Source organism: Synergistetes bacterium HGW-Synergistetes-1, from assembly GCA_002839185.1.
In the GTDB taxonomy this organism is placed as follows: Bacteria; Synergistota; Synergistia; order Synergistales; family Synergistaceae; genus Caenicola.
Genome location: PGXO01000003.1, coordinates 1 through 20,896, shown reverse-complemented (window position 1 = coordinate 20,896; position 20,896 = coordinate 1). Strand labels below are relative to the sequence as shown.

The window sequence follows — 20,896 nt, the reverse complement described above, 5'->3', positions numbered from 1 at the left end:
GCGATGTTTAAAAACAAAACAGACAAACTCTGGTACGGATTCCTTGCTGTCGCCTTCATACTGCCCTTTGTTCCCGGTGTAATAGGAGGATCCTTCTTCGGCCACGTCGCGACGATGATACTGCTTTATGCGGCGATGGCACAGTCATGGAACATAATTAGCGGATACTGCGGGCAGACTTCCTTCGGTCACTCTGTCTTTTTTGGTATAGGAGCCTATGGAGCAGCTCTTGCGGTAGTGAATTTCAACACCCTGCCCTGGTATGGAGCGCCGCTTGGAATGCTGGCAGCAGCAGCGGTATCTGTGGTGATCAGCTATCCCTGCTTCAAGCTGAAAGGACACTATTTCGCAATTGCCACATTTGCGATCGTTGAGATATTCAACCGTCTCTTTATGATCTGGGATACCATCGGCGGAGCTTTGGGGCTTGACTACCCGATACTGCCTGACGGATGGAAAAATTTCTCGTGGTCAGACACCAAGAACGGATACTATCTCGGCGCGCTTGCGATTTTTATCCTAGTCTTCAGCTTGGTCAGATGGATAGAGAAAAACCGGATGGGTTACTATCTCAGAGCTGTGCGCGAAGGACAGGAGACTGCTGAATCACTGGGCGTCAACAGCACTGTTGTAAAACTTTCTGCGATGGCCCTTTCCGCCTCACTGGCAGCACTTTGCGGTGCTTTCTTCGCTCAGTACAACTATCGAGTTGATCCGCCCATGGTAATGTCTCTTGACATGTCCATGAAATTTGTTCTGATAACGATACTTGGAGGTATTGGGACATTCTGGGGGCCATTCCTCGGAGCACTTGTCCTTATCCCGCTTCAGGAATACACGCGCGCATATCTTTCCCACCTTGGAGCAGGCGTTGACCTGATGATATTTGGCCTGATAATAATCATCGTTATGATCAAGCAGCCTCTCGGGATAATGGGACTGATAAGATACTTTACAAAAAGAAAAGTTGCAAAGGGAGAAGGTGACGCTTGATGGCACTGCTTGAAGTCAGAAATTTGACCATGAAATTCGGATCTCTGCTTGCCAACAGCGATGTCTCCTTTGATGTAGAAGAGGGGACCATAGTAGGTCTTATTGGCCCTAACGGAGCGGGCAAGACGACTCTTTTCAACTGCGTTGCAGGTCTCTACAAACCGGTGGAAGGAAAGGTACTGTTCGACGGCCGCGATGTTACCGGTTATCCCTCGTGGAAGATGGCCCGTCTTGGGCTGGCAAGGACTTTTCAGGTCGTCAGGCCGCTCAAGGAGATGACGGTATACGAAAATATACTTGTAGGTGCCTACATGCGATACAGCGATACAGCAAAGGCCAACGAGGTTGCTGAACACTGTTTGGGGCTTTGTTTCCTCGGAGATCTCCGGGACAAGCTTGCAGGCGGGCTTACAATAGGCAACAAGAAGAGGCTTGAAGTGGCAAGATCGCTTGCAACCGGCCCCAAACTGCTCCTTCTGGATGAGTCTGTAGCTGGACTGACCTCTACTGAGGTAAAAGAGATGGTTGAGGTCATCGTAAGACTCAAACAGGAAGGCGTTACGATCCTGATGGTTGAGCACATCATGGAGGCAATAATGCCTATTGCGGATAAGATCGTCGTCCTTGCCAGCGGCAAAAAGATCGCGGAAGACAGTCCACAGGCTGTGGTCAATGATCCCACAGTAATAACTGCATACTTCGGCGAAAAATATGCAAAGAGACTAAGGGTTTGTAAGGAGGAACAGTGATGTCAGCGATGCTAGAGGTAAAAAACATACACTGTGCCTATGACGCGGTACCGGTCATCCACGGGATATCACTGGAAGTAAACGAGGGTGAACTGGTCGCCATAATTGGTGCAAACGGCGCCGGAAAAAGCACTACGATGAGGACGATCGCAGGGCTTATGCACCCTGTAAGCGGTACGATAAGCTTTATGGGAGAGGACATTTCAAAGACACCTGCATCAGCTGCCATTAAAAAAGGACTTAGCTACGTGCCTGAAGGACGCCGTCTTTTTTCAAAACTGACAGTTCGTGAAAACCTTGAGCTTGGGGCGTTTGCGACAAAGGACAGAAAGGTCATAGATGAGCGTCTGGAAGAGATGTACGAACTTTTCCCGATTCTAAAAGACCGCAGGGATCAAACAGCGGAGACTATGAGCGGCGGAGAGCAGCAGATGTGTGCTATCGCGAGAGGACTCATGTCGAAACCGAAACTTATCCTGCTTGATGAGCTGTCCCTCGGTCTGCAGCCGAGCCTTGTAGAGAGAGTATTTGAGGCTGTTATTGAGATAAACAAGAGGGGCGTCACTATCCTCCTTGTGGAACAGATGGTCCAGGAGGCCCTTGAAATAGCAAAGAGAGGGTATGTCATCCAGACAGGAACAATAGTCTACTCAGGTACATCGCAGGAGCTTCTCTGCTCCGAAGAAGTCCGCAAAGCCTACATGGGCATGTAAATTTAAGTCAAATAAGCATATTCGATCATTAAGTATCCGGCCGGTGTCCCACATAAGGGTCACCGGCCGGATCTCTATTAAATAATACATATTTTCTGTTCTCAGAGAAAGCTTTTAAAGAGTGGATCGCCTGCAAAAGTCCGGACTTAAAGCCACGGTCCTTTCAACAGTTTCTTTGCTTCGTCCGTCAGAGGTATCAGATCTGTCCTGTCAATGTATCCGAGAGAGAATTTTCTGTTCAGGGCCATCATTAGGCGCAGGCCGAAAGATACTCTGTTGAGGTATGAAAATACTCCTTTCGCTCCTGCAGGGAACTTATCCGCATTTTTGCCGTAAATAATATAAAGATCCTGCATGTCGTGATATATGTCCTCGAAAGTCGATCCGAACTTTCTGACGGAAGCAGGCACATCGTTCTTATTGATCCCATCCCCGACCATTTTTGAGAACATGGCAGCTGCCATGGGTGCCCTGCAGAGCCCCACAAGTGAGATGTATGGAGCGCCATAGGCAAGGCCCTTGAAAACACTGTCTTCGAGTGAGAATCCACCGGTAATTGCAGCGCAGGGAATAGGTCTGCCATCTTTTTTCATTTTATCCAGAATGTCCCATACGATGCTTTCAAGATACAATGACGGGAGTCCCCATTCATTCATCATTTTGCAGGGGCTGTTTCCCGTGCCTCCTCCTGCTCCGTCGAATGTCACCAGATCGGCAGATGCTTCTGACGCCGCTTTCAGTGCCAGTTCCAGATCTTTCCTGTCATAGCCGCCGATCTTAAGCATCACCCTCTCTGCGCCGCAGGAACGAAGCCTTTTTATGCTGCTGACAAGGTGATCTTCACTGTACATAGGAAGACGCCCCATAGTTCTGAATATGGGATTGAAACCGGAGGCCAAAAGTTTTTCTGCATCTTCAGAATCCGGATCAGGGAAAACTAGACGTCCTTTTGATTTTAGCTTTCTTGCTTCTTCAAGTGATATTGTATTTGAAACAGCCTGGATGCCTTTTGCCGCCTGTCCGAGTTTGAGCTCTACGCTTTTTACTCCGAGCTTTTCTATCGCATATTCAAGAACCCCATATGAGAGGTCATCGAAATTTGCCTGCAGCACTATGTCGCCGTAACCCCTGCCGTAGATCCTGAAGCGTGAGACCATTTCTTTTATCAGCGGAGAAGAGGTCAGCCTTCCGTTGGAAAATTCAGCTCCGCTGTCCTTATTGACCACAGCCTCTCCTATGACCGCTGTGACCCCGGCCATTGCGGCCCCCGCGTAGTAGTCCTGCCAGTCCAGTTTTGCTACGGCAGGAAGTATCACCGGTATTTTTTGCATTACAGGATGCGCCGTTCCAAAACTGCAGGAAAGGTCAACGCTGAGAGGATGGGCTATGTCAGCATCCTCGGGTAGTCCCTGTGCACCGAAAACCCTGCCGTTGATGTTGAAATCAGAAAAATCAATGGGATATTTTTTCTCTGATGCGAACTGGCTTCCGTTTGGATTCGCAGGATATGCCGCCTCCGTTCCCCTTATCGCGGAGAGTCCGATCTCGCAGAGGGCGGGGCATTCCTGTACGCAGTCGGAGCACATGCCTGAACAGGATGAATGGTCCGGAGTGCGTAGTCTGGTGGAGTTAAAACCTGAACTCATGTTGGGGCTGTATGACATATACATCATCTGCCTTTCTTCTCATCATTATCGTATGACGTCGGAATCATTGTCAAACATTGTTGGACAACAGAGGCAGCCGGTCAGAGAAAAAGGATTTTTTTGATGAATGTCTGAGGGGAAAATTAGTTGTTTTATCATTGCAGGCACAAATCGTCCGTGATAGGATTCACTTTAAACTCACCAGCTGGATAAGCTGTATAAATTATAGAATAGTATATTGCACTCACATACTGCAGATCTGAAAGGAAAATTGATCATATGGACAACATGACCAGGATAGATATTCTTGCTGCCGAGAGCAAACTACCAAAAGAAGAACTTGTAAAACTTCTTTCTTCGTTCAGTGAGAGAGACAGGAAGTACGCGGCATACAAGGCACGGGATGTTTCTCTGTCTATCTTTGGCAGAAAGATATATTCAAGGGGACTTGTGGAGATATCCAATTACTGCAGGAACGACTGTTACTATTGCGGCATAAGAAAAAGCAACTCTAATGCGGTCAGGTACAGGCTTTCGGAGGATGAGATCTATTACTGCTGCGACTGGGGATATGAGGCAGGGTTCAGGACTTTTGTCCTTCAGGGCGGAGAAGACAGCTATTTCACAGACGACCTTCTGGTAAAAATAATAAGCAGCATCAAATACAAATACAGTAACTGCGCAATTACCCTCTCGCTCGGGGAAAAAGAGAGAAGCTCATATCAAAGGCTCTTTGACGCAGGGGCGGACAGGTATCTGCTTAGGCATGAGACGGCCTGTGATTCACATTACTCGCTGCTCCATCCACCTGCTCTAACACTGAGTGAACGGAAGAGGTGTCTTTATGACCTCAGGGAGATCGGTTTTCAGACAGGATGCGGCCTGATGGTCGGATCTCCCTTCCAGACAAAAGAGAACCTTGCGGACGATCTTCTCTTCATGAAAGAATTCGGTCCGCAAATGGTAGGTATCGGTCCTTTCATACCTCACAGGGACACCCCTTTCAGGGATCGCCCTGCCGGAAGCGCAGAGGACTCTCTCTTCATGCTGAGCCTTGTCAGACTGATGCACCCAAGGGTGCTTCTGCCTGCCACCACTGCTCTGGGAACTGTAAGATCCGACGGCAGGGAACAGGGGATACTTGCAGGAGCGAATGTGGTTATGCCAAATATTACGCCGCTGGAAGCCCGTAAGAATTACATGCTTTACGACAATAAAATTGGCACGTCTGATGATCCTTTAGAGAGTCTGGCCTATGTAAGGCAGAAAATCGAAGGAATAGGGTATGAAATACCAATTGAACGAGGCGATTACAGCTGATTTTTTTATCTTCTTTGACTGGTCAGCCCGGGTATATTAGAATAGAAAAGCTGCGATAAATGGGAGGATCATAATGAAACTGAGCGAAGTTGTAAGCCTTATTGAAAAAAGAATGCCCCTCGCATGGTCCGAGGAATGGGACAACTCCGGACTGCTTGTGGGAGATCCTGATTCGGAAATAGTAAAGACTGGCATTGCCCTTGACGTGACTGAAAATACAGTTTTAAAGGCCACTGACTCAGGCTGCCAGCTCCTTGTCTCGCATCATCCCATCATTTTTAGACCTATAAAGAATATCATACCTGACAGACCAGCCGGCAAAGCAATGGTATCGGCAATAAAAAATGGCCTTTCATTATATGCTGCTCACACAAACTGGGATTCATCTCCCGAGGGTGTCAATTTTATCCTTGCAGAACTGCTTGGCCTTGATGAAATAGAACCTCTGATACCACCGACTGACCGATCCTCCTCATGGGGAATGGGATCTGTTGGAGAGCTTATGATGCCTATGCCTTTCGAGACTGTAATGAAACTGATAAAAGAACGATGGTGCCTTTCATCATGCACAGGATACGGCAGTCAGTCCGCTTTGATCAAGAAGATCGCTCTGGGAGGCGGTTCGTGCGGAGACATGTGGCAGCAGGCCGAGGAGAAGGGCGCTTCCCTTTTTGTTACTGCCGATATGTCATACCACAACAGACAGGATGCCCTTAACCGCGGTCTCAAACTTATCGATGTCGACCATGGAGAGATGGAAAGGGCCAGCCTTCCAAGGCTAAAATCAATAATTGAAAAAGAGACGGGACTCATCGTTGAGTTGATCCCAGAAACAGACAGAGAAAAATTTATACTGTAGGATAATCAGCATATTTTGCCGCCCTGTCAGGGGCCGGCGTAACTTTAGAAGGGACAGTGGAATGAATGAACGAAAAAAAGAGGATATTCAGCGGAATGAGGCCGACCGGCAAACTTCATTATGGCCATATGGCAGGCGCACTGATCAACTGGGTCAAGCTCCAGAACGATTATAATTGTTTTTGGGGGATAGTTGACTGGCATGCTATGATGTCGGATTACGCGGACTGCAGCAAAGTCAGGGCAAACTGCAGGGAGATCCTGCTCGACTGGCTTGCGGTCGGGGTGGATCCTGAGAAGTCTTCGATATTTATCCAGTCGCATGTCAAGCAGCATGCCGAGATACACCTTGCCCTTTCGATGATAACCCCTCTTGGATGGCTTGAGCGCTGTCCGACATACAAAGAGCAGATACTTAACCTACAGAACAAGGATCTTTCCACGTATGCCTTTCTGGGATATCCTGTGCTTATGGCAGGCGATATCCTGCTCTATAAATCATGGGCGGTTCCGGTGGGAGAAGACCAGGGACCCCATCTCGAACTTTCAAGAGAAGTCGCGCGAAGGTTCAACCACTTCTATGGGGATATATTCCCTGAACCTGAGACACTGCTGACGCCTTCTGCCAAAATGCCGGGTACTGACGGACGTAAAATGAGCAAATCATACGGCAACTCGCTCGACATAGCAGATGACATGAAAACTATCTGGGGAAAACTAAGGACAATGACAACAGATCCCGCAAGAGAGAGAAGGACCGATCCCGGGACACCGGAGAAGTGCCCTGTCTGGGATATACATAAATTCTTCAACAGGGATGCGCAGGAGATGTCCGAGATACACGAGGGATGTATGACTGCGGGTATCGGATGTGTTGACTGCAAAAAGAAACTTATGGTGCACCTCGAAAAAATGATGGGGCCGATACAGGAGCGCCGGGCCTATTACGAAGAACGCGAGGACGACCTGATGCAGATCCTCGAGTCAGGCGCAGCACGCGCGCGCTCAGTAGCGGAAAAGACTATGGAAGACGTATACAAGGCGATGGGACTTCTTCATTGAGGAAAAGTTGACAGAACAGTTCGAAGCAGTACCTAAAAACGAAAAAGAGGACCGGAGGGGTTTCGAGGTTCAGCTCGGGGCTTTTTCCGGTCCGCTTGACCTTTTGTGCCATCTGGTCGAAAGCAGGGAGATGGATCCTGCTCAGCTTAACCTGACTGAGCTGGTATCCCAGTATGTAAGGTTTCTTGTGAACAGCAAACGTACCTCACTTAACGAAATGGCCGAGTTTTTTTCTTTTGCCAGCAGACTCCTTTTGAGGAAGGTCCATTCGCTTTTTCCCGCCCAGCGTGACGCTGATGAAGACGAAGATATTCTGGATGAGGACATGTACACCGACGAAGAAGAGCTCAGGAGGATGATCGAGATCTTCAGGCCGTACAGGAACGCAGCGGCATACCTGGCATCGCTTCAAAGAGAGAGAGAACGTTCTTTTATAAGGATCGCTGACGAGGAAAGCACACCCTTTTATGATCTTGGTGACCTTTACGGACTTGCTTCCCTCTGGTGGCAGCTGCTTGACAGATACAATGAAAAAAGAAATTTAGGCGACTATTGTGAAGAATCTATCTGGGACGATATCCCCGATGCCATTCCTGAGGAACGGCAGGTGGAGCAGAGGATGGAAGAACTTCTGCGCAGCATAAGGAAAAAGGAACTCTCGCTGAGGGACCTCCTCGAGGAGAGGAATAAAAAAATACTGATAGTTACGCTGCTTGCCCTGCTCGAAATGTCGCGCCTTGGAATGGTAAGGATCACTCAGTCAGAAACGTTGGGAGATGTTCTAGTTGCAGCAGTTTGATGAAAATGAAAATAGCGTGACGGGTCTTCTGGAGAGGCAGGTCGAGGCTATGCTGTTCGTCTCTCCTCAGCCTGTTTCCAGCCAGGAGATAGCATCATATCTTGGAGTTTCACAAACCAGAGTGGATGAAGCTGTGAAAACTCTGAAAGATACATATGCAAGATCACACGGTCTGACTATCCTTTTTGTCGCGGGCGGATGGCAGATGGCGACATCGCCTGACCTTGCCGAAGCGATCGAAGCATTCTCAAACTCTGTATCACTGCAGAAGGTCAGGCTCAGCAAAGCCGCCCTTGAGACCCTCTCTGTAATTGCATATAATCAGCCTGTCACACGTTCTGAGATAGAGGATATCCGTTCTGTAAGATGTGACAGGGTAGTAGATACCCTTATGAAGCATGGACTTGTAAGGATAGCCGGGAGAAAAAAAAGCGTTGGTTCTCCTCTGCTTTTCAGAACGACTGACCGGTTTCTCGAGATATTTGGCCTTGCGGGGATAAATTCACTGCCCTCGCTTGACGAGCTCAAAGATTACAGGACAGAAGAAGCTGCTTTCGATCCCTTCGAAAGAGCGGAAAACCGGACAGAAGAAGATGATAACGATGAGTGAATCTAATAACAGCATCAGACTGAACAGGTATCTTGCCCTTTGCGGGATCGGCGCAAGGCGTAAAGTTGAAGAACACATCCTGGCCGGAAAGGTCAGTATCAACGGAGAAGTGGTGACTGAGCCGGGAAGGCAGGTCACAGAGTCGGATGTCGTGTTGTTCGAAGGCAAAGAAATCTCGCCTGTCAAGCAGAAATATCTGATCTTCAACAAGCCGTGCGGGATACTCAGCGCAGTTGAAGACAGCAGGGAGCGCACAGTGATCGATATTCTCCCGCCTGAGATGGACAAATACCGTCTCTTCCCGGTCGGCAGGCTGGACAGGGAGAGCGAGGGACTTATGATCCTTACAAATGACGGGATGTTTTCCCAGGAACTCATCCATCCTTCAAAAGGAATAACCAAGACCTACGAAGTCGAACTAAGGAAACCATTGCCGGAAGAGAAACTCATAGAGTGGACAAAAGGTGTGGAATGCGAAGGACTCTTCCTTAAGCCGATCTCAGTACGCAGGATCGGACGCAGCCCGCTTCAATGCTGGTTTGAAGTGGTACTGGGAGAGGGAATAAAAAGAGAGATACGCCTAATGGTACGCTCTCTCGGTAATGATGTCAGAAGGCTTATAAGGCGAAGGATAGGCAGTCTGGAACTAAGAGAGCTGACTACTGGCAGCTATATTTCAGTCAGTAGGGAAGAACTTTGGAGTTATATTAAAGACGGAAAGATAGTATAATAAGAGTTTAAAAGATGTCTCTTTATGAAAGTTTCGGTCCAAAATATCAGGCCCGGAAAGTTTTTGTGTTGCCATCAGCCATGTGAGGGAGTTTTCAAATGAATGAAAAAACTGTCCGTACGCTTGTTATAACGATAGATGGACCCGCAGGGGCAGGCAAGAGTACTGTAGCAAAGATCGCTGCAGAGAAACTTGGGCTTCCCTACCTTGATACAGGTGCTATCTACAGGGCAGTGGCATGGTTTTTAAAAGACCGGTCTGTAGCTCCCGGAGAAACGAATAAGATAGAGGCCGTCCTGACCGGGATATCGATCTCTTTATCAGACGGCAGGGTGTCGGTTAACGGTCGCGATGTAACTGCCGAAATCCGCACACCCGACGTTGATGCTTCAGTGTCGTCTTATTCTGCGCTCAAGCCTGTCAGGGATGCCCTTATAGGACTGCAGAGAGAACAGGCTGCCAATGGCCTTGTTGCAGACGGCAGAGATATGGGTACTGTTGTTTTTCCAAACGCCGATCTAAAAATATTCCTTACAGCGGATGCGGAAGAACGGGCAAAACGCCGTTATCGGGAGAGGCTTGCCCGTGGCGAAAAAGCAGACTATGGGGAAATACTCAAGTATGTCAACGAAAGAGACCTCTATGACATGAACAGGGAAATAGCCCCCCTGCGGCCCGCAGCCGGCTGCGTGATACTGGACAGCACAAGAATGACTATCGAAGAAGTCACTGACGTTATCGTCAGTTTAGTCAGAGAACTGGGAGATACTAAAGAGAATTGAGCAGGCAGAAAAGATCCATTGATCTTTCAATAAAACCCAAAAAAGCAATAGTTTGCGGAGTCGATATCAACAGCGCAGACGATACTGAAGTTTCGCTTGATGAACTGGTAATGCTTCTGGAAAATTTGGGTATACCAACCATGGCGAGGGTCATACAGAAAAGGAACACTCCTGACCCGGCCAGCTTTGTAGGTTCGGGCAAGGCAGAGGAGATAAAGGATTTCGCGCAGAAATCAGAAGCGACTCTTCTTGTTGTAGATGACTTCATGAGCCCGACGCAAAAAAGCAACCTTCAGAAGCTGACCTCCATGACCGTCTGGGACAGGGCTTTTGTAATAATGAAAATATTCGAAAGCAGAGCCCACACCGCAGAAGCCAAACTCCAGGTAGAGCTTGCCCAGTACAGATATGAGATACCGAGCCTGAAAGGTCTCGGCCATCAGATGTCAAGGACAGGCGGAGGCATAGGAACGAGGGGCCCGGGGGAAACGGAGTTCGAAAGGCACAGAAGAAAGCTCGAAAGACGTATGAAAAGCATCACTTCGCGTCTGGAAGCTGTCAAGGACAGAAGAAGGGACAGACGTGAGAGACGCAAAAAGGACGGAGCGTTTACCGCCGCACTGGTAGGCTATACGAACAGCGGCAAATCCACCCTTTTGAGGTCGCTTTCAAAAGACTGCGGGATATTAGCGGCAGATCAGCTTTTTTCTACACTTGACACTGTAGTAAGAAAGATCAGTTTCAGGGATGGCGGAAGTTTTCTTCTCTCAGACACGGTAGGATTTATTCGCAAGCTGCCCCCTGAACTTGTGGCAGCATTCAGGGCAACACTTGAAGAGGTGTCAGGCGCCGATCTGCTCCTGCTGGTGATCGACTCGGCGGACAAGGATCCTGTCGGAAATATGGACATAGTACTGCATACACTAAAAGAGCTCAAAGCAGATGATCTGCCCAGGATAGTAGTACTGAATAAGATAGACAAGACCGGATCAGAAGCGGACTTTACAGCAATGGAGCTGCGTGCGAGAGGCGAAGAGACCGTAAAGATCTGCGCCCTTACAGGCGAAGGTTTTGAGGATCTCCTTGCGGCGGTGAAAAAACACACTACGGAAAACAATGAGAGCAGGCTGGAAGCTGCACATGCTCAATAAAGCCGACCAGAGGAGACAGGATGTGATCTTATGTATGTAAGCATGACAGGGTTCAGCAGAACACAGATCCAGAGATCCTGGGGCACAGTAAGCCTGGAAGTGTCGAGCGTCAACCATAGATACCAGGAGATCTATGTCAGGCTTCCCAGGGAATTTTCAAGCTGGGAACCATGGTTTCACCAGAAGCTCCGTAAGGGTTTCCGCAGAGGCAAGGTACAAGTCAGGATGGATGTCCTGTGGGCGTCCTCTTTTAAGATGGGGCGGATAAATAAAGATATCATGACATCCTACTGCGAAGAGCTGATGCAGATACAGCGAATGCTTGGACAGGCAAAAGATCTTCAGCTGGAGAGCGTTGTCACGCTTCCCGGTGTCCTTGACATCCCCAGGTTTGAAGAGAGCGCCGAAGCAGAGGAACTGGAGGCTTCATTCAGCGAGTTGATAGAACTGGGCCTCAGCTCCTGGCAGGAGATGAGGGAGACAGAGGGAGAACATCTTAAAGAAGAGGTTCTCACCCACCTTGCAGAACTTGAAAGGCTTTCGGCCCTTATTGAGGAGAAATGGCTTCCGGCAAGGGACCAAGCCTTTGAGACCACCCGGCTGAGGATAACGGAAATGCTCGATACTCTCGGAGGCAAGCTGGAAGAATCCCGGATGATGCAGGAGATAGTGGTAATGACGGACAAGTGGGACGTATCCGAGGAGATAGCCAGGCTCAAAAGCCATATATCCAAATTCAGATCCACAGGTGAAGATGCGGAATCATCGGGACGTAAACTTGATTTTATTGTTCAGGAGATGAACCGCGAAGTCAACACACTTGATTCCAAAATATCCGACGCGGAGATAAGATGGCTTGCAGTAGATTCAAAGGCTGCGCTGGAACGTATACGCGAACAAATTCAGAACCTGGAGTAGATGATAATGAATTACAAACTTGTGCACGTCGGATTTGGGAATATGGTCGTAGCGGACAGGATAGTTGCAATAATCAGCCCGTCCTCTGCCCCGATAAAGAGACTCAAGGAAGAGGCCAGGGAGGCCGGACTTTTGGTTGATGTCACACAGGGGAGGAAGACCAGGGCGATCCTGATAATGGACAGCAGGCATGTAATAATGTCTGCAATACAGCCTGAAACAATAACTGGTCGTTTCGAAGGTGAGGAAGGTAAAGAAGAAAAACAATGAGAGGCAGGCTCTATATTCTTTCCGGACCGGCAGGAGTCGGCAAAGGGACTGTCCTCAGAAGAGTCTTTGAAAAACTCGACAATATAGCCTATTCGGTCTCATGCACAACCAGGGCACCAAGGCCCGGAGAGAGAGACGGTGTCAACTACGTTTTCATGGATGAACTTTCTTTCAAAAAGATGGTCGATGAAGGCAGGTTTCTTGAGTGGGCAAATGTGCATGGACACTTTTACGGGACAAGAAAAGACATTGTCGAAGAGATTCTCCGGCAGGGCAAAGATGTACTTCTTGAGATAGATGTCCAGGGAGCATCACAGGTGAAGGGAAAAATGCCTGAGGCTGTAATGATATTCATCCAGCCGCCCTCATTCGAAGAGCTTGTCAGAAGACTGCAAAAGAGAGGGACTGAAGGACCGGAAGAGCTGAAGCTCAGGATCAGCAACGCGAAGACGGAAATGAGTCATGCGGAGGAATATGAACACATGATCATCAACGACAAAATAGAAAAAGCGGCTGAGGATTTCATTAAAATAGTAAAAAAATACCGGGAGGGTTCAATATGATATTTATGGATCTGGAAAAAATTTACAAAAACAGGGACATCCCAAACAAATACATTCTGACACTGGTCGTATCCGCACGTGCTCGCCAGCTTAGCGAGAGAAAGGGAGCTATAAGCGGTTATGACGAAAAATTTATAACGAGGGCAGTAGAGGATCTGACGCAGGGCAGGATAAAGTATACCTTCGTAGATACTTCTCCAAAAAAGAATCCCAATGAGCCCGTGGAAGCATAACAGAAGGATCCTGTTCGGAGTAACGGGAGGAATCGCTGCCTATAAAGCTCCGGATATCCTTCGTGGCTGGAGAAAAGAGGGCTGCGAGGTAGAGGTAATTCTCACCGGCTCTGCTGAAGAGTTTGTGAGTCCTCTTGTCCTTTCGACCCTTACGGGAAGAAAGGTCTGGCGAGAAAAAGATTTTCTTTCTGCTGAAGAAGGATGGAAGATCCCTCACATAACTCTTACAGAGTGGGCAGAGGTATTTGTCATAGCCCCATGTACGGCAAATTGCCTGCGCACATGCGCGCAGGGAGACGGCAGTACACTGCTGGGCGCAGCGATGCTGGCCAACAGAAGTCCTCTTGTGATTTTCCCGGCCATGAACCCGAACATGCTCCAGAACCCTGCTGTAAAAGCCAACATCGATAAGATCACAGCCATGGGACATACGGTTGTGGACCCTGACAGCGGAATGCTTGCATGTGGTTATGAGGGCAAAGGCAGGCTGCCTGACAATTCGGTGATTTACGAACATGTATGGAATGCCCTCTCTCCGAAAAAGGACATGAGGGGCATGAAGGTTCTGGTAACAGCTGGCCCCACCCACGAATACATAGATCCTGTAAGGTATATAAGCAACCCAAGCAGCGGGAAGATGGGCTATGCAATAGCCAAAGCTGCATGGTACAGAGGGGCTGATGTGACTCTTGTCTCCGGACCGGTATCGATACCGCGTCCCGAAGGAGTAAGAGTGATAGATGTCGTATCCGCCGAGCAGATGTACGAGGCATGCATAAAAGAAGCCCCTGAAATGGACATCATCGTCAAAGCAGCTGCTGTTGGTGACTTTAGAGCGGAAGAAGAGATGAAACAGAAGCTCAAGAGGCGTGACGGTGAACCGCTGACTGTGACATTTGTCCAGAACAAGGATATTGCAGCAGAGCTCGGCAGGATGAAAAAAGAAGGGCAGATGCTTGTAGGTTTCGCAGCTGAGACCCAGGATCTTATAGCAAACGCCCGGAAGAAGATGATAGCAAAGAACCTGGACATGATAGCCTGTAACGACGTACTCGCCAACGGAGCCGGATTTGCATCGGACACAAACTCTTTGATGATAATGACAAAAGGCGGGTCAGAGGTCGAGTTTTCAGGTACAAAAGACGACGTTGCCGACTCTTTGCTCGATGCTGTCATCAGAAAAAAAAATAAAGAATAATGGAGACACTATCTGTCGCGGTCCCGGGACCGTGGTGGACTGATCTCTCTTATACACATACATGTGCCCTGCCGTACGGGACCAGGGTCAGGATTCCTTTAGGAAGTTCTTCCAGAGTTGGACTGATCGTAGGAGATAATTCAGGGACAAAGGGGCCGGAAGAACTTAAAGGAATAAAAGAGGTAATAGACCAAATCCCCCCTCTGCCGGATGAACTGTGGCGGACTATAAGCTGGTTCGGAAAGACATGGTTCGTGGGTACCGGAATGGCAGCTAAGACCTTATTGCCGGCCAGGTTCCTCAGCGGAGAACCGCTGGAAGAAACAGTTTATGAGCCTGTCCGAAGATCCTCATCAGTAAAATATGTATACGAACCCAGAGACTCGCATAGAATGGACGCATATCGCGATATCCTCGCTGCATCAGAACGTGCGGCGATAGTTGTATTTCCTGAGGTATCAGCAGCAAAAAGATTTTGGGACATACTGCCCGACTCTCTGAAGCATGAGGGTGTCCTATGGACTGATCTGTCAATAGCGAAACAGTGGGATTTTTGGAATAGGTCCAGGAAAAACGAGATAAGGTTTGCCGTAGGGTGTCAGACGGCATCTTTTATTCCGATATCTGGACTCTCGACTATAATTGTGGACGAAGAAAACAGCGGGGCATGGCGAACTCAGAAACACCCTGAATTCCACCACAGGACGATACTGGCAGCACGAGCAAGTTTTGCAGGGGCCGACCTTGTCCTTGGCGGAAGAATGCCCTCAGCAAAGGCGTTCCTGCAGAGCGGTAAAAAACTCAGTCGCAGCGGGCTCAGGGATAGGCTGATATTTGTAGATATGAAAGATTCCTCTTCGTATGACTTTGATGGTATAAAGGATACTCTCCCCATCAGCAGACCTCTTATAAGGGAGACGAAAGAAACGCTTGAAAAGGGAAAATGGGCTTTCTGGATCCTTGACCGCAAGGGCTACGCAGGAGAGATCTTCTGTGAAGACTGCGGATCGCCGGTCCGCTGTCCTAAATGTGCTGGAGTCATGAGATGGGAAGGAAGATCAGAATCACTCAAATGCCTTGACTGCGGGAAAAGAGATCCTGTTCCTGAAAAGTGCCCGTCATGCGGGGGCCCGTTCCTTGAGGGACAGAGACCGGGGCTTGAGGCACTGGAAGAAAGAGCGAGTCATTTTTTTTTCAGGGACAAAAATGTGATCCTTTTTCATGAGGAAGGATCAAAGATGCCTTCAGGGGAATCGATACTTAAAAAGTACCCCGCCGGAGGAGTGATCCTTGGAACGAGAAAAATTATCTCTCTTGCTGACGACATCTCACCGGAGATCATTGGCTGGATAGATGCGGATGCGGAAGCCAGAGTACAGGAGTATGATGCAAAAGCAAGGGCTTTTTCTTTAATGTGGGAATCCGCATGGAGGGGAAAAGAGCCTGACAGAAGAAAAATAGTGATACAGAGCAGAAGGCCTGATAAGACCTGGCAGCAGGCTCTTGGAATCGGATGGGGGTATTTCTGGGAGAGGGAGCTGAAAGAACGCAGAGAATGGGAGCTTCCTCCATATGTGCCAATGCTCAAGATAGACATTCCGGCTTTCAAGAGGAATGGCCTTGCAGAACATCTTGACCGGGCAGATTTTGAATACTGGGAGTCTGAAGAGAGATCAGACCAGATCTGGGTCAGGACAAAGAGGTTTGATGCCCTTAGGAAGATACTTGCACCATATTTTGACATAAAAAATACCAGATCAGGGATTCCCAGGGTCAGCATAAAGCTTGACTGACACGGGGAGGACAAAAATCAAATGGCATACTATAAAAGCAGCCATATGCCGGCAAGGAGAATAAAATGGCAATAATAGCAATAATTGGAAGGCCTAATGTAGGCAAGTCATCCATCTTCAACAGAATGGTGGGCAGGAGAACTGCAATTGTAGATGACCAGCCAGGTGTGACAAGGGACAGGATCTACGGCGAGACCGAATGGGCCAGCAGAAGATTCTACGTTGTTGACACCGGGGGAATAATGTCTGAAGTTGACCACCCCTTTATGGATCTTATCGCAAAGCAGGTGGATCTGGCACTTGACGAGAGCAGCGCAGTTATCTTTGTGCTTGACGGCAGGCAGGGCATCACCCCGATGGACAAGGATATCGCGCTAAAGCTCAGGAAAGGCGGCAAGCCCGTCATAATTGCAATGAACAAGCTTGATAACCAGAAACAGGAAGATGAGATGCTCTACGAGGCATACTCTCTTGGTTTTGATACTGTTATAGCGACGAGCGCGGAGCACAATACAGGTTTCGACGAGATCTTCGACGCTGTAGTTTCAAAACTTCCGCCGGACGACGTTGAGTCAGAGGAAGATGACATAAGAGTTGCGATCGTTGGGAGGCCCAACGTGGGTAAATCAAGCCTCCTTAACGCAATAGCCGGAGAAGAGCGTTCAATGGTAAGCGAAATGGCCGGAACGACCCGTGACGTAGTTGACTCGGTTGTAGAAACCGATGGAGTTAAAATGAGATTTCTCGACACTGCGGGACTCAGGCGCAAAAGCCGTGTGAACACTGACCTTGAATACTATTCCAACGTCAGGACATACCAGGCGATAGACAGGTGCCATGTTGCGCTTGTGCTCCTTGATGCTCAGGATCCCGTAACAGAACAGGATAAGCGACTTATTGGCCAGGTCCTCGAAAGGGGCAAGGGACTCATAATCGTAATGAACAAGTGGGACCTTGCACCAAGAGAAGAAAAGATTGGGGACAAGATGACAGAACTGCTCAAGGACGAGCTGCCTTTCGCTTCCCATGCGCCGAAAATTTTTATTTCAGCCAACTCGGGTCGAAGCATCTCCAAGATCCCGGCTCTTATCATGAAGGTCGAAGAGAACAGAAGAAGAAGGATACCCACCTCTGAGCTCAACAGACTGGTCAAAGAGACCCTTATATTTGAGAGGATGCCGGGCGACGGAAAAGGCCACAGCCTAAAAATATACTATTGCACTCAGGCGGACGGAGCACCGCCCGCGTTCATCTTTTTTGTCAATGACTCTGAGCTCTGCTCAAAATCTTTCAAGCGCCACCTGGAAAACTGTCTAAGATCGATGGCGGATTTTTCGGGCGTACCAATAAAGATTTTTATGAGAAACAGAACGGAAAATTAGCCGATTTTCCCAAAAGTACTTGACCTGAGCGGATTTTATCGGTATAAATGCTAGTGAACTGCTCTAGCAGTGTCAATCTTGTCAGGAGGTGGCAGAAGGTGACAAAAACAGATCTCGTCAACGCCGTAGCAAAGTCTGTCGAAGGAATCACTAAGAAGAAGGCCGCAGAAGTTGTAGACGCAGTATTTGCAGGTATCCATGGTTCCCTTAAGAAGGAAGACAAGGTCCAGATCGTAGGATTTGGAACATTTGAAGTCCAGAAGAGAGCCGCTCGTCAGGGCCGTAATCCTCAGGATCCCAAGAAAGTCATCCAGATCCCTGCAAAGAAAGTTCCCGTCTTCCGCGCAGGCAAGGCCCTCAAAGAAGCAGTTAACAGCAAGAAGAAGTAGTTTTTATATCTTTTAGGTTTTTGGGAACATAAAAAATCCCGACGATTTTTGTTGGGATTTTTTTATTGCACTACTTGACCAAAAGCTTATAGCGGGTTATTATACTCCCTGCTTACGGGATGTAGCGCAGCCTGGCTAGCGTACCTGCATGGGGTGCAGGTGGTCGGAGGTTCAAATCCTCTCATCCCGACCAATATAACAGCGAAAGATCCTCACCCAGCAAGGCGAGGATCTTTTTTTATGCAGTATGTAAATTGAAGAAATGCTGTTTTGCGGTAATCGGTAAGCGTCAAACATCCCGGACCTGGATAACGTCCAGAAATCCGGGATATTTATTTTTGCACTAAAGACCAAGAAAATCTGAGACACGTATGGACAATTATCTGTTTTTGAGTTGCAAACCGATTTCACAGGACAGCTCCCAAATAGTATTTTTAGCTTTTTAGGGCTATTCCAGCGTCAAAAAACCCTCGCGGATCGCATATTTTGTGAGCTCTGCAACACTTTCACAGCCAAGCTTATCAAGTATTCTGCGGCGATGTGTGTCTACAGTGTTTTTGCTTATGGTTAGAACATCAGCTATCTGTTTGCTATTGTGCCCCTTCACAAGGAGTACAAGTACCTCTCTCTCTCTGGGGGAAAGGAGAGGGGATGTGCTTTCATCCAAATTATTAATAAGCTTTAAATAATCTTCGACAATAACAGTGCAGGCCTTTGAGGATAAGTATATATTGCCTGCCATAACAGATTTTATTGCCTGCAATACAGTCTGTAGAGAACTCTCTTTCAGAATATATCCTCTGGACCCAGCCTTAAGAGATTCTACGATGTACCTTTTATCACTGTGCATCGAGAGTGCTATTATTGAAATATCGTCATGATTTGACATTATTCTTTCAGTTGCTTGTATGCCGTTGATGTTTGGCATGGTGACATCCATGAGGATAACCTCCGGTTTTAGGCTATCCGCCATTTTTACTGCTTCTTCGCCGTTGGAGGCAAGGCCGACAAGTTCCATATCACTTTCTTTAGTAAGAAGGCTTTTAAGCCCTTCGCGAAAAAGCACATGGTCATCAGCAAGCAGTATTCTTATCATTTATTCAGATCCTCCTGTGTTTTTGTCGTTAAGATGGAGCGGTGCAAGCATAGATATGGTCGTGCCTCCATTTTCTGATATTATCTGCATCTCCCCGCCAATATGTATAAGACGTTCCCTTATACTGAAAAGTCCGAGGCCTGAGGAGGCAGTGCCATCCCTGCTGATTTTTTTAGACAAGCCTTTGCCGTTGTCTTCAATGACAACCTGAATGCCGTGAGGTCCTCTGTTTATACGGATGCTTACAATGGACGCTTCAGAGTGCTTTATAACGTTAGCGAAAAGCTCCTTTGTCATACGATACAATATAATGCACACTTTATCATCGGCATTATATTGTGATGCATTGCCTCTGGTGGACATTTCCCACGATATTTTCTGAGGTACGAGCATCCTGTCCGCAAGGGATTCTATCGCTGGTGCCAGACCTACCTCAAGAAGTATAGGCGGGCTGAGGTCAAATATCAGCTGTCTGCTCTCGGCGATCATCTTTTCTGTTGATGCAATATTTTTTTTTATTTGGATTCTTGAGGATTCTGAAAGTCCAGGGTCTTCCATCAGTTTGTTCAAATCCAGTAGAAGCGTCAGCAGGGAATGACCAATACTGTCGTGAATATCTATCGATATTTCTCTCCGGGTCTTTTCCTCACTGACTGTGAGCTCTGTAGCCAGTTTACGAAGTTTTGTCCTGTATTCAAGGAGCTTTGTCTGCGATTTTTTCAGTTGATCGTCAGAATTTTTCCATTTTGTCAAGTCAAGAAAAATCGCTGCCAGCATATTATTGTTCAGCGGAAATGAGATAGCTTCAAGGTATTTTTTTGTATAGGCGCTTTTTCCCTGACAGTGTGTGGCTTTTCCCGTTTTTACGCATTTTACAAGCAGATACCCCCAGCGCTTTTCGACAGAAGGCCATACCTCAGTAAAGGTTTTTCCTATCAGATCTTTCTTATTGATCCTGTTGACCTGTTCATATGCAGGATTAACGTCTACATAACGTATATTTTCAATGGACGGGTTGCCGGTATCCTCAGCAAAGTAGATGGCTATAGGATTAAAGACACGCTCAAATATATCTTTGTAAGTAAAGATCCGATTTTCCATAGCCATCCCTTACTTTCCTTGCTGCTTTCATCATATTCTATCGCATAAATGTTTATCTGTATCCTTGATCTTGCAGGTTACTACTAATAATTGTTTCTATGCACGAGTCATCTCGCCGGCCACTATGGCGGCGTCTGCATGACCTATGAATGGAACGCCTGATGGGATGTGCCCCTGGGTATGGGCGAATCCTACCATGCCGTTTGATCTTCTAATTTATGATTTATTGCTTGCATTTATATTATTTTTAAATTAGGGTTTACAGTTTTATTCTATGCCTTGTTTGAATATAATACAGAGGCGGCGGGGGATCTGCTTTGCCGCCTCTGTCCGGGATAAGATGAGCTAAGTTTTCTCTAAAGCTTGACTTTGCTGAATTCGTCACGCATGCCCTTTACCGCGGCTGCGAGGGCATCAGGTTCAAGTACCATTTCCATCATAGATATCTGTTCTTCCCACTGCGCTTCATTGCATTCAGAACGGATCTCTTCATCAAACACGTGGTATACCGCGAGTCCCAACGGGACTCCTGCAAGTGGT

23 protein-coding genes and 1 tRNA gene are annotated in these 20,896 nt (G+C 47.8%); 20 read left to right on the top strand and 4 right to left on the bottom strand.

The features are described from left to right. Positions 1–3 precede the first annotated feature (3 nt). Genes CVV54_02900 through livF form a run of 3 tightly spaced genes read left to right on the top strand, consistent with a single transcriptional unit; the run spans position 4 to position 2,455 of the window. On the top strand, positions 4–993 hold the full coding sequence (locus CVV54_02900; protein PKL04927.1) for a branched-chain amino acid ABC transporter permease: 990 nt from the start codon (positions 4–6) through the stop codon (positions 991–993). Beyond that, entirely contained in the window at positions 993–1,742 is a 750-nt protein-coding gene (locus CVV54_02895) for an ABC transporter ATP-binding protein (GenBank protein PKL04926.1), read from the top strand. The genes CVV54_02900 and CVV54_02895 overlap by 1 nt, the downstream gene beginning before the upstream one ends. Further along, entirely contained in the window at positions 1,742–2,455 is a 714-nt protein-coding gene (gene livF, locus CVV54_02890) for a branched-chain amino acid ABC transporter ATP-binding protein (protein PKL04925.1), read from the top strand. The genes CVV54_02895 and livF overlap by 1 nt, the downstream gene beginning before the upstream one ends. A gap of 146 nt (positions 2,456–2,601) precedes the next feature. Here livF and CVV54_02885 read toward each other — a convergent pair whose 3' ends face one another. Continuing rightward, positions 2,602–4,119: an FMN-binding glutamate synthase family protein gene (locus CVV54_02885; GenBank protein PKL05049.1), complete on the bottom strand. Its 1,518-nt coding sequence runs from the start codon at positions 4,117–4,119 to the stop codon at positions 2,602–2,604. Between the two features lie 270 nt (positions 4,120–4,389). Between CVV54_02885 and hydE the strand changes: the two genes are divergently transcribed. The 17 genes from hydE to CVV54_02800 all read left to right on the top strand — a co-directional run bounded on the left by hydE (position 4,390) and on the right by CVV54_02800 (position 18,352). Next, positions 4,390–5,421 carry a [FeFe] hydrogenase H-cluster radical SAM maturase HydE gene (hydE, locus tag CVV54_02880; GenBank protein ID PKL05048.1) on the top strand — a complete coding sequence of 344 codons (1,032 nt, stop codon included), beginning with the start codon at positions 4,390–4,392 and terminating at the stop codon, positions 5,419–5,421. Between the two features lie 73 nt (positions 5,422–5,494). Then, on the top strand, positions 5,495–6,280 hold the full coding sequence (locus CVV54_02875; protein PKL04924.1) for a Nif3-like dinuclear metal center hexameric protein: 786 nt from the start codon (positions 5,495–5,497) through the stop codon (positions 6,278–6,280). 65 nt (positions 6,281–6,345) lie between these two features. After that, positions 6,346–7,341 (top strand): tryptophan--tRNA ligase, encoded by a 996-nt coding sequence (gene trpS, locus CVV54_02870; protein PKL04923.1) that lies wholly within the window; start codon positions 6,346–6,348, stop codon positions 7,339–7,341. Between the two features lie 7 nt (positions 7,342–7,348). Next, positions 7,349–8,140 carry a segregation/condensation protein A gene (locus tag CVV54_02865; GenBank protein ID PKL04922.1) on the top strand — a complete coding sequence of 264 codons (792 nt, stop codon included), beginning with the start codon at positions 7,349–7,351 and terminating at the stop codon, positions 8,138–8,140. Continuing rightward, positions 8,127–8,750, top strand: coding sequence for an SMC-Scp complex subunit ScpB (scpB, locus tag CVV54_02860; GenBank protein ID PKL04921.1), 624 nt, complete (start codon positions 8,127–8,129; stop codon positions 8,748–8,750). Before CVV54_02865 ends, scpB begins: the two co-directional genes overlap by 14 nt. A 13-nt stretch (positions 8,751–8,763) precedes the next feature. Beyond that, positions 8,764–9,480, top strand: coding sequence for an rRNA pseudouridine synthase (locus tag CVV54_02855; protein PKL05047.1), 717 nt, complete (start codon positions 8,764–8,766; stop codon positions 9,478–9,480). Between the two features lie 98 nt (positions 9,481–9,578). Continuing rightward, a complete protein-coding gene (locus CVV54_02850; protein PKL04920.1) occupies positions 9,579–10,262 on the top strand; it encodes a cytidylate kinase in 684 nt (227 codons plus the stop codon). Further along, on the top strand, positions 10,259–11,413 hold the full coding sequence (gene hflX, locus CVV54_02845; protein ID PKL04919.1) for a GTPase HflX: 1,155 nt from the start codon (positions 10,259–10,261) through the stop codon (positions 11,411–11,413). Before CVV54_02850 ends, hflX begins: the two co-directional genes overlap by 4 nt. 30 nt (positions 11,414–11,443) lie before the next feature. Beyond that, the gene (locus CVV54_02840; protein ID PKL04918.1) at positions 11,444–12,331 is read left to right on the top strand and encodes a YicC family protein; all 888 of its coding nucleotides are present in this window, start codon (positions 11,444–11,446) and stop codon (positions 12,329–12,331) included. Between the two features lie 6 nt (positions 12,332–12,337). Continuing rightward, a complete protein-coding gene (locus CVV54_02835; GenBank protein PKL04917.1) occupies positions 12,338–12,601 on the top strand; it encodes a hypothetical protein in 264 nt (87 codons plus the stop codon). Then, positions 12,598–13,164, top strand: coding sequence for a guanylate kinase (locus CVV54_02830; protein ID PKL04916.1), 567 nt, complete (start codon positions 12,598–12,600; stop codon positions 13,162–13,164). Before CVV54_02835 ends, CVV54_02830 begins: the two co-directional genes overlap by 4 nt. Continuing rightward, a complete protein-coding gene (locus tag CVV54_02825) occupies positions 13,161–13,397 on the top strand; it encodes a DNA-directed RNA polymerase subunit omega (GenBank protein PKL04915.1) in 237 nt (78 codons plus the stop codon). The genes CVV54_02830 and CVV54_02825 overlap by 4 nt, the downstream gene beginning before the upstream one ends. After that, the gene (coaBC, locus tag CVV54_02820) at positions 13,378–14,595 is read left to right on the top strand and encodes a bifunctional phosphopantothenoylcysteine decarboxylase/phosphopantothenate--cysteine ligase CoaBC (protein ID PKL04914.1); all 1,218 of its coding nucleotides are present in this window, start codon (positions 13,378–13,380) and stop codon (positions 14,593–14,595) included. The genes CVV54_02825 and coaBC overlap by 20 nt, the downstream gene beginning before the upstream one ends. Further along, positions 14,595–16,388 (top strand): hypothetical protein, encoded by a 1,794-nt coding sequence (locus CVV54_02815; GenBank protein PKL04913.1) that lies wholly within the window; start codon positions 14,595–14,597, stop codon positions 16,386–16,388. Before coaBC ends, CVV54_02815 begins: the two co-directional genes overlap by 1 nt. A 65-nt stretch (positions 16,389–16,453) precedes the next feature. Next, the gene (locus CVV54_02810) at positions 16,454–17,770 is read left to right on the top strand and encodes a ribosome biogenesis GTPase Der (protein ID PKL04912.1); all 1,317 of its coding nucleotides are present in this window, start codon (positions 16,454–16,456) and stop codon (positions 17,768–17,770) included. Between the two features lie 98 nt (positions 17,771–17,868). Further along, the gene (locus CVV54_02805) at positions 17,869–18,159 is read left to right on the top strand and encodes a DNA-binding protein (protein ID PKL04911.1); all 291 of its coding nucleotides are present in this window, start codon (positions 17,869–17,871) and stop codon (positions 18,157–18,159) included. Positions 18,160–18,274: 115 nt separating this feature from the next. Next, positions 18,275–18,352 (top strand) — tRNA-Pro (locus tag CVV54_02800). A 255-nt stretch (positions 18,353–18,607) separates the two neighbouring features. Here the strand turns inward: CVV54_02800 and CVV54_02795 are convergent. From CVV54_02795 to CVV54_02785, 3 genes are all read right to left on the bottom strand, one after another. After that, positions 18,608–19,255 carry a DNA-binding response regulator gene (locus tag CVV54_02795; protein PKL04910.1) on the bottom strand — a complete coding sequence of 216 codons (648 nt, stop codon included), beginning with the start codon at positions 19,253–19,255 and terminating at the stop codon, positions 18,608–18,610. Next, positions 19,256–20,356: a histidine kinase gene (locus tag CVV54_02790; protein ID PKL05046.1), complete on the bottom strand. Its 1,101-nt coding sequence runs from the start codon at positions 20,354–20,356 to the stop codon at positions 19,256–19,258. Between the two features lie 356 nt (positions 20,357–20,712). Beyond that, a partial coding sequence (locus CVV54_02785; GenBank protein ID PKL04909.1) for a glycine/sarcosine/betaine reductase complex selenoprotein A occupies positions 20,713–20,896 on the bottom strand: 184 nt, incomplete at its 5' end.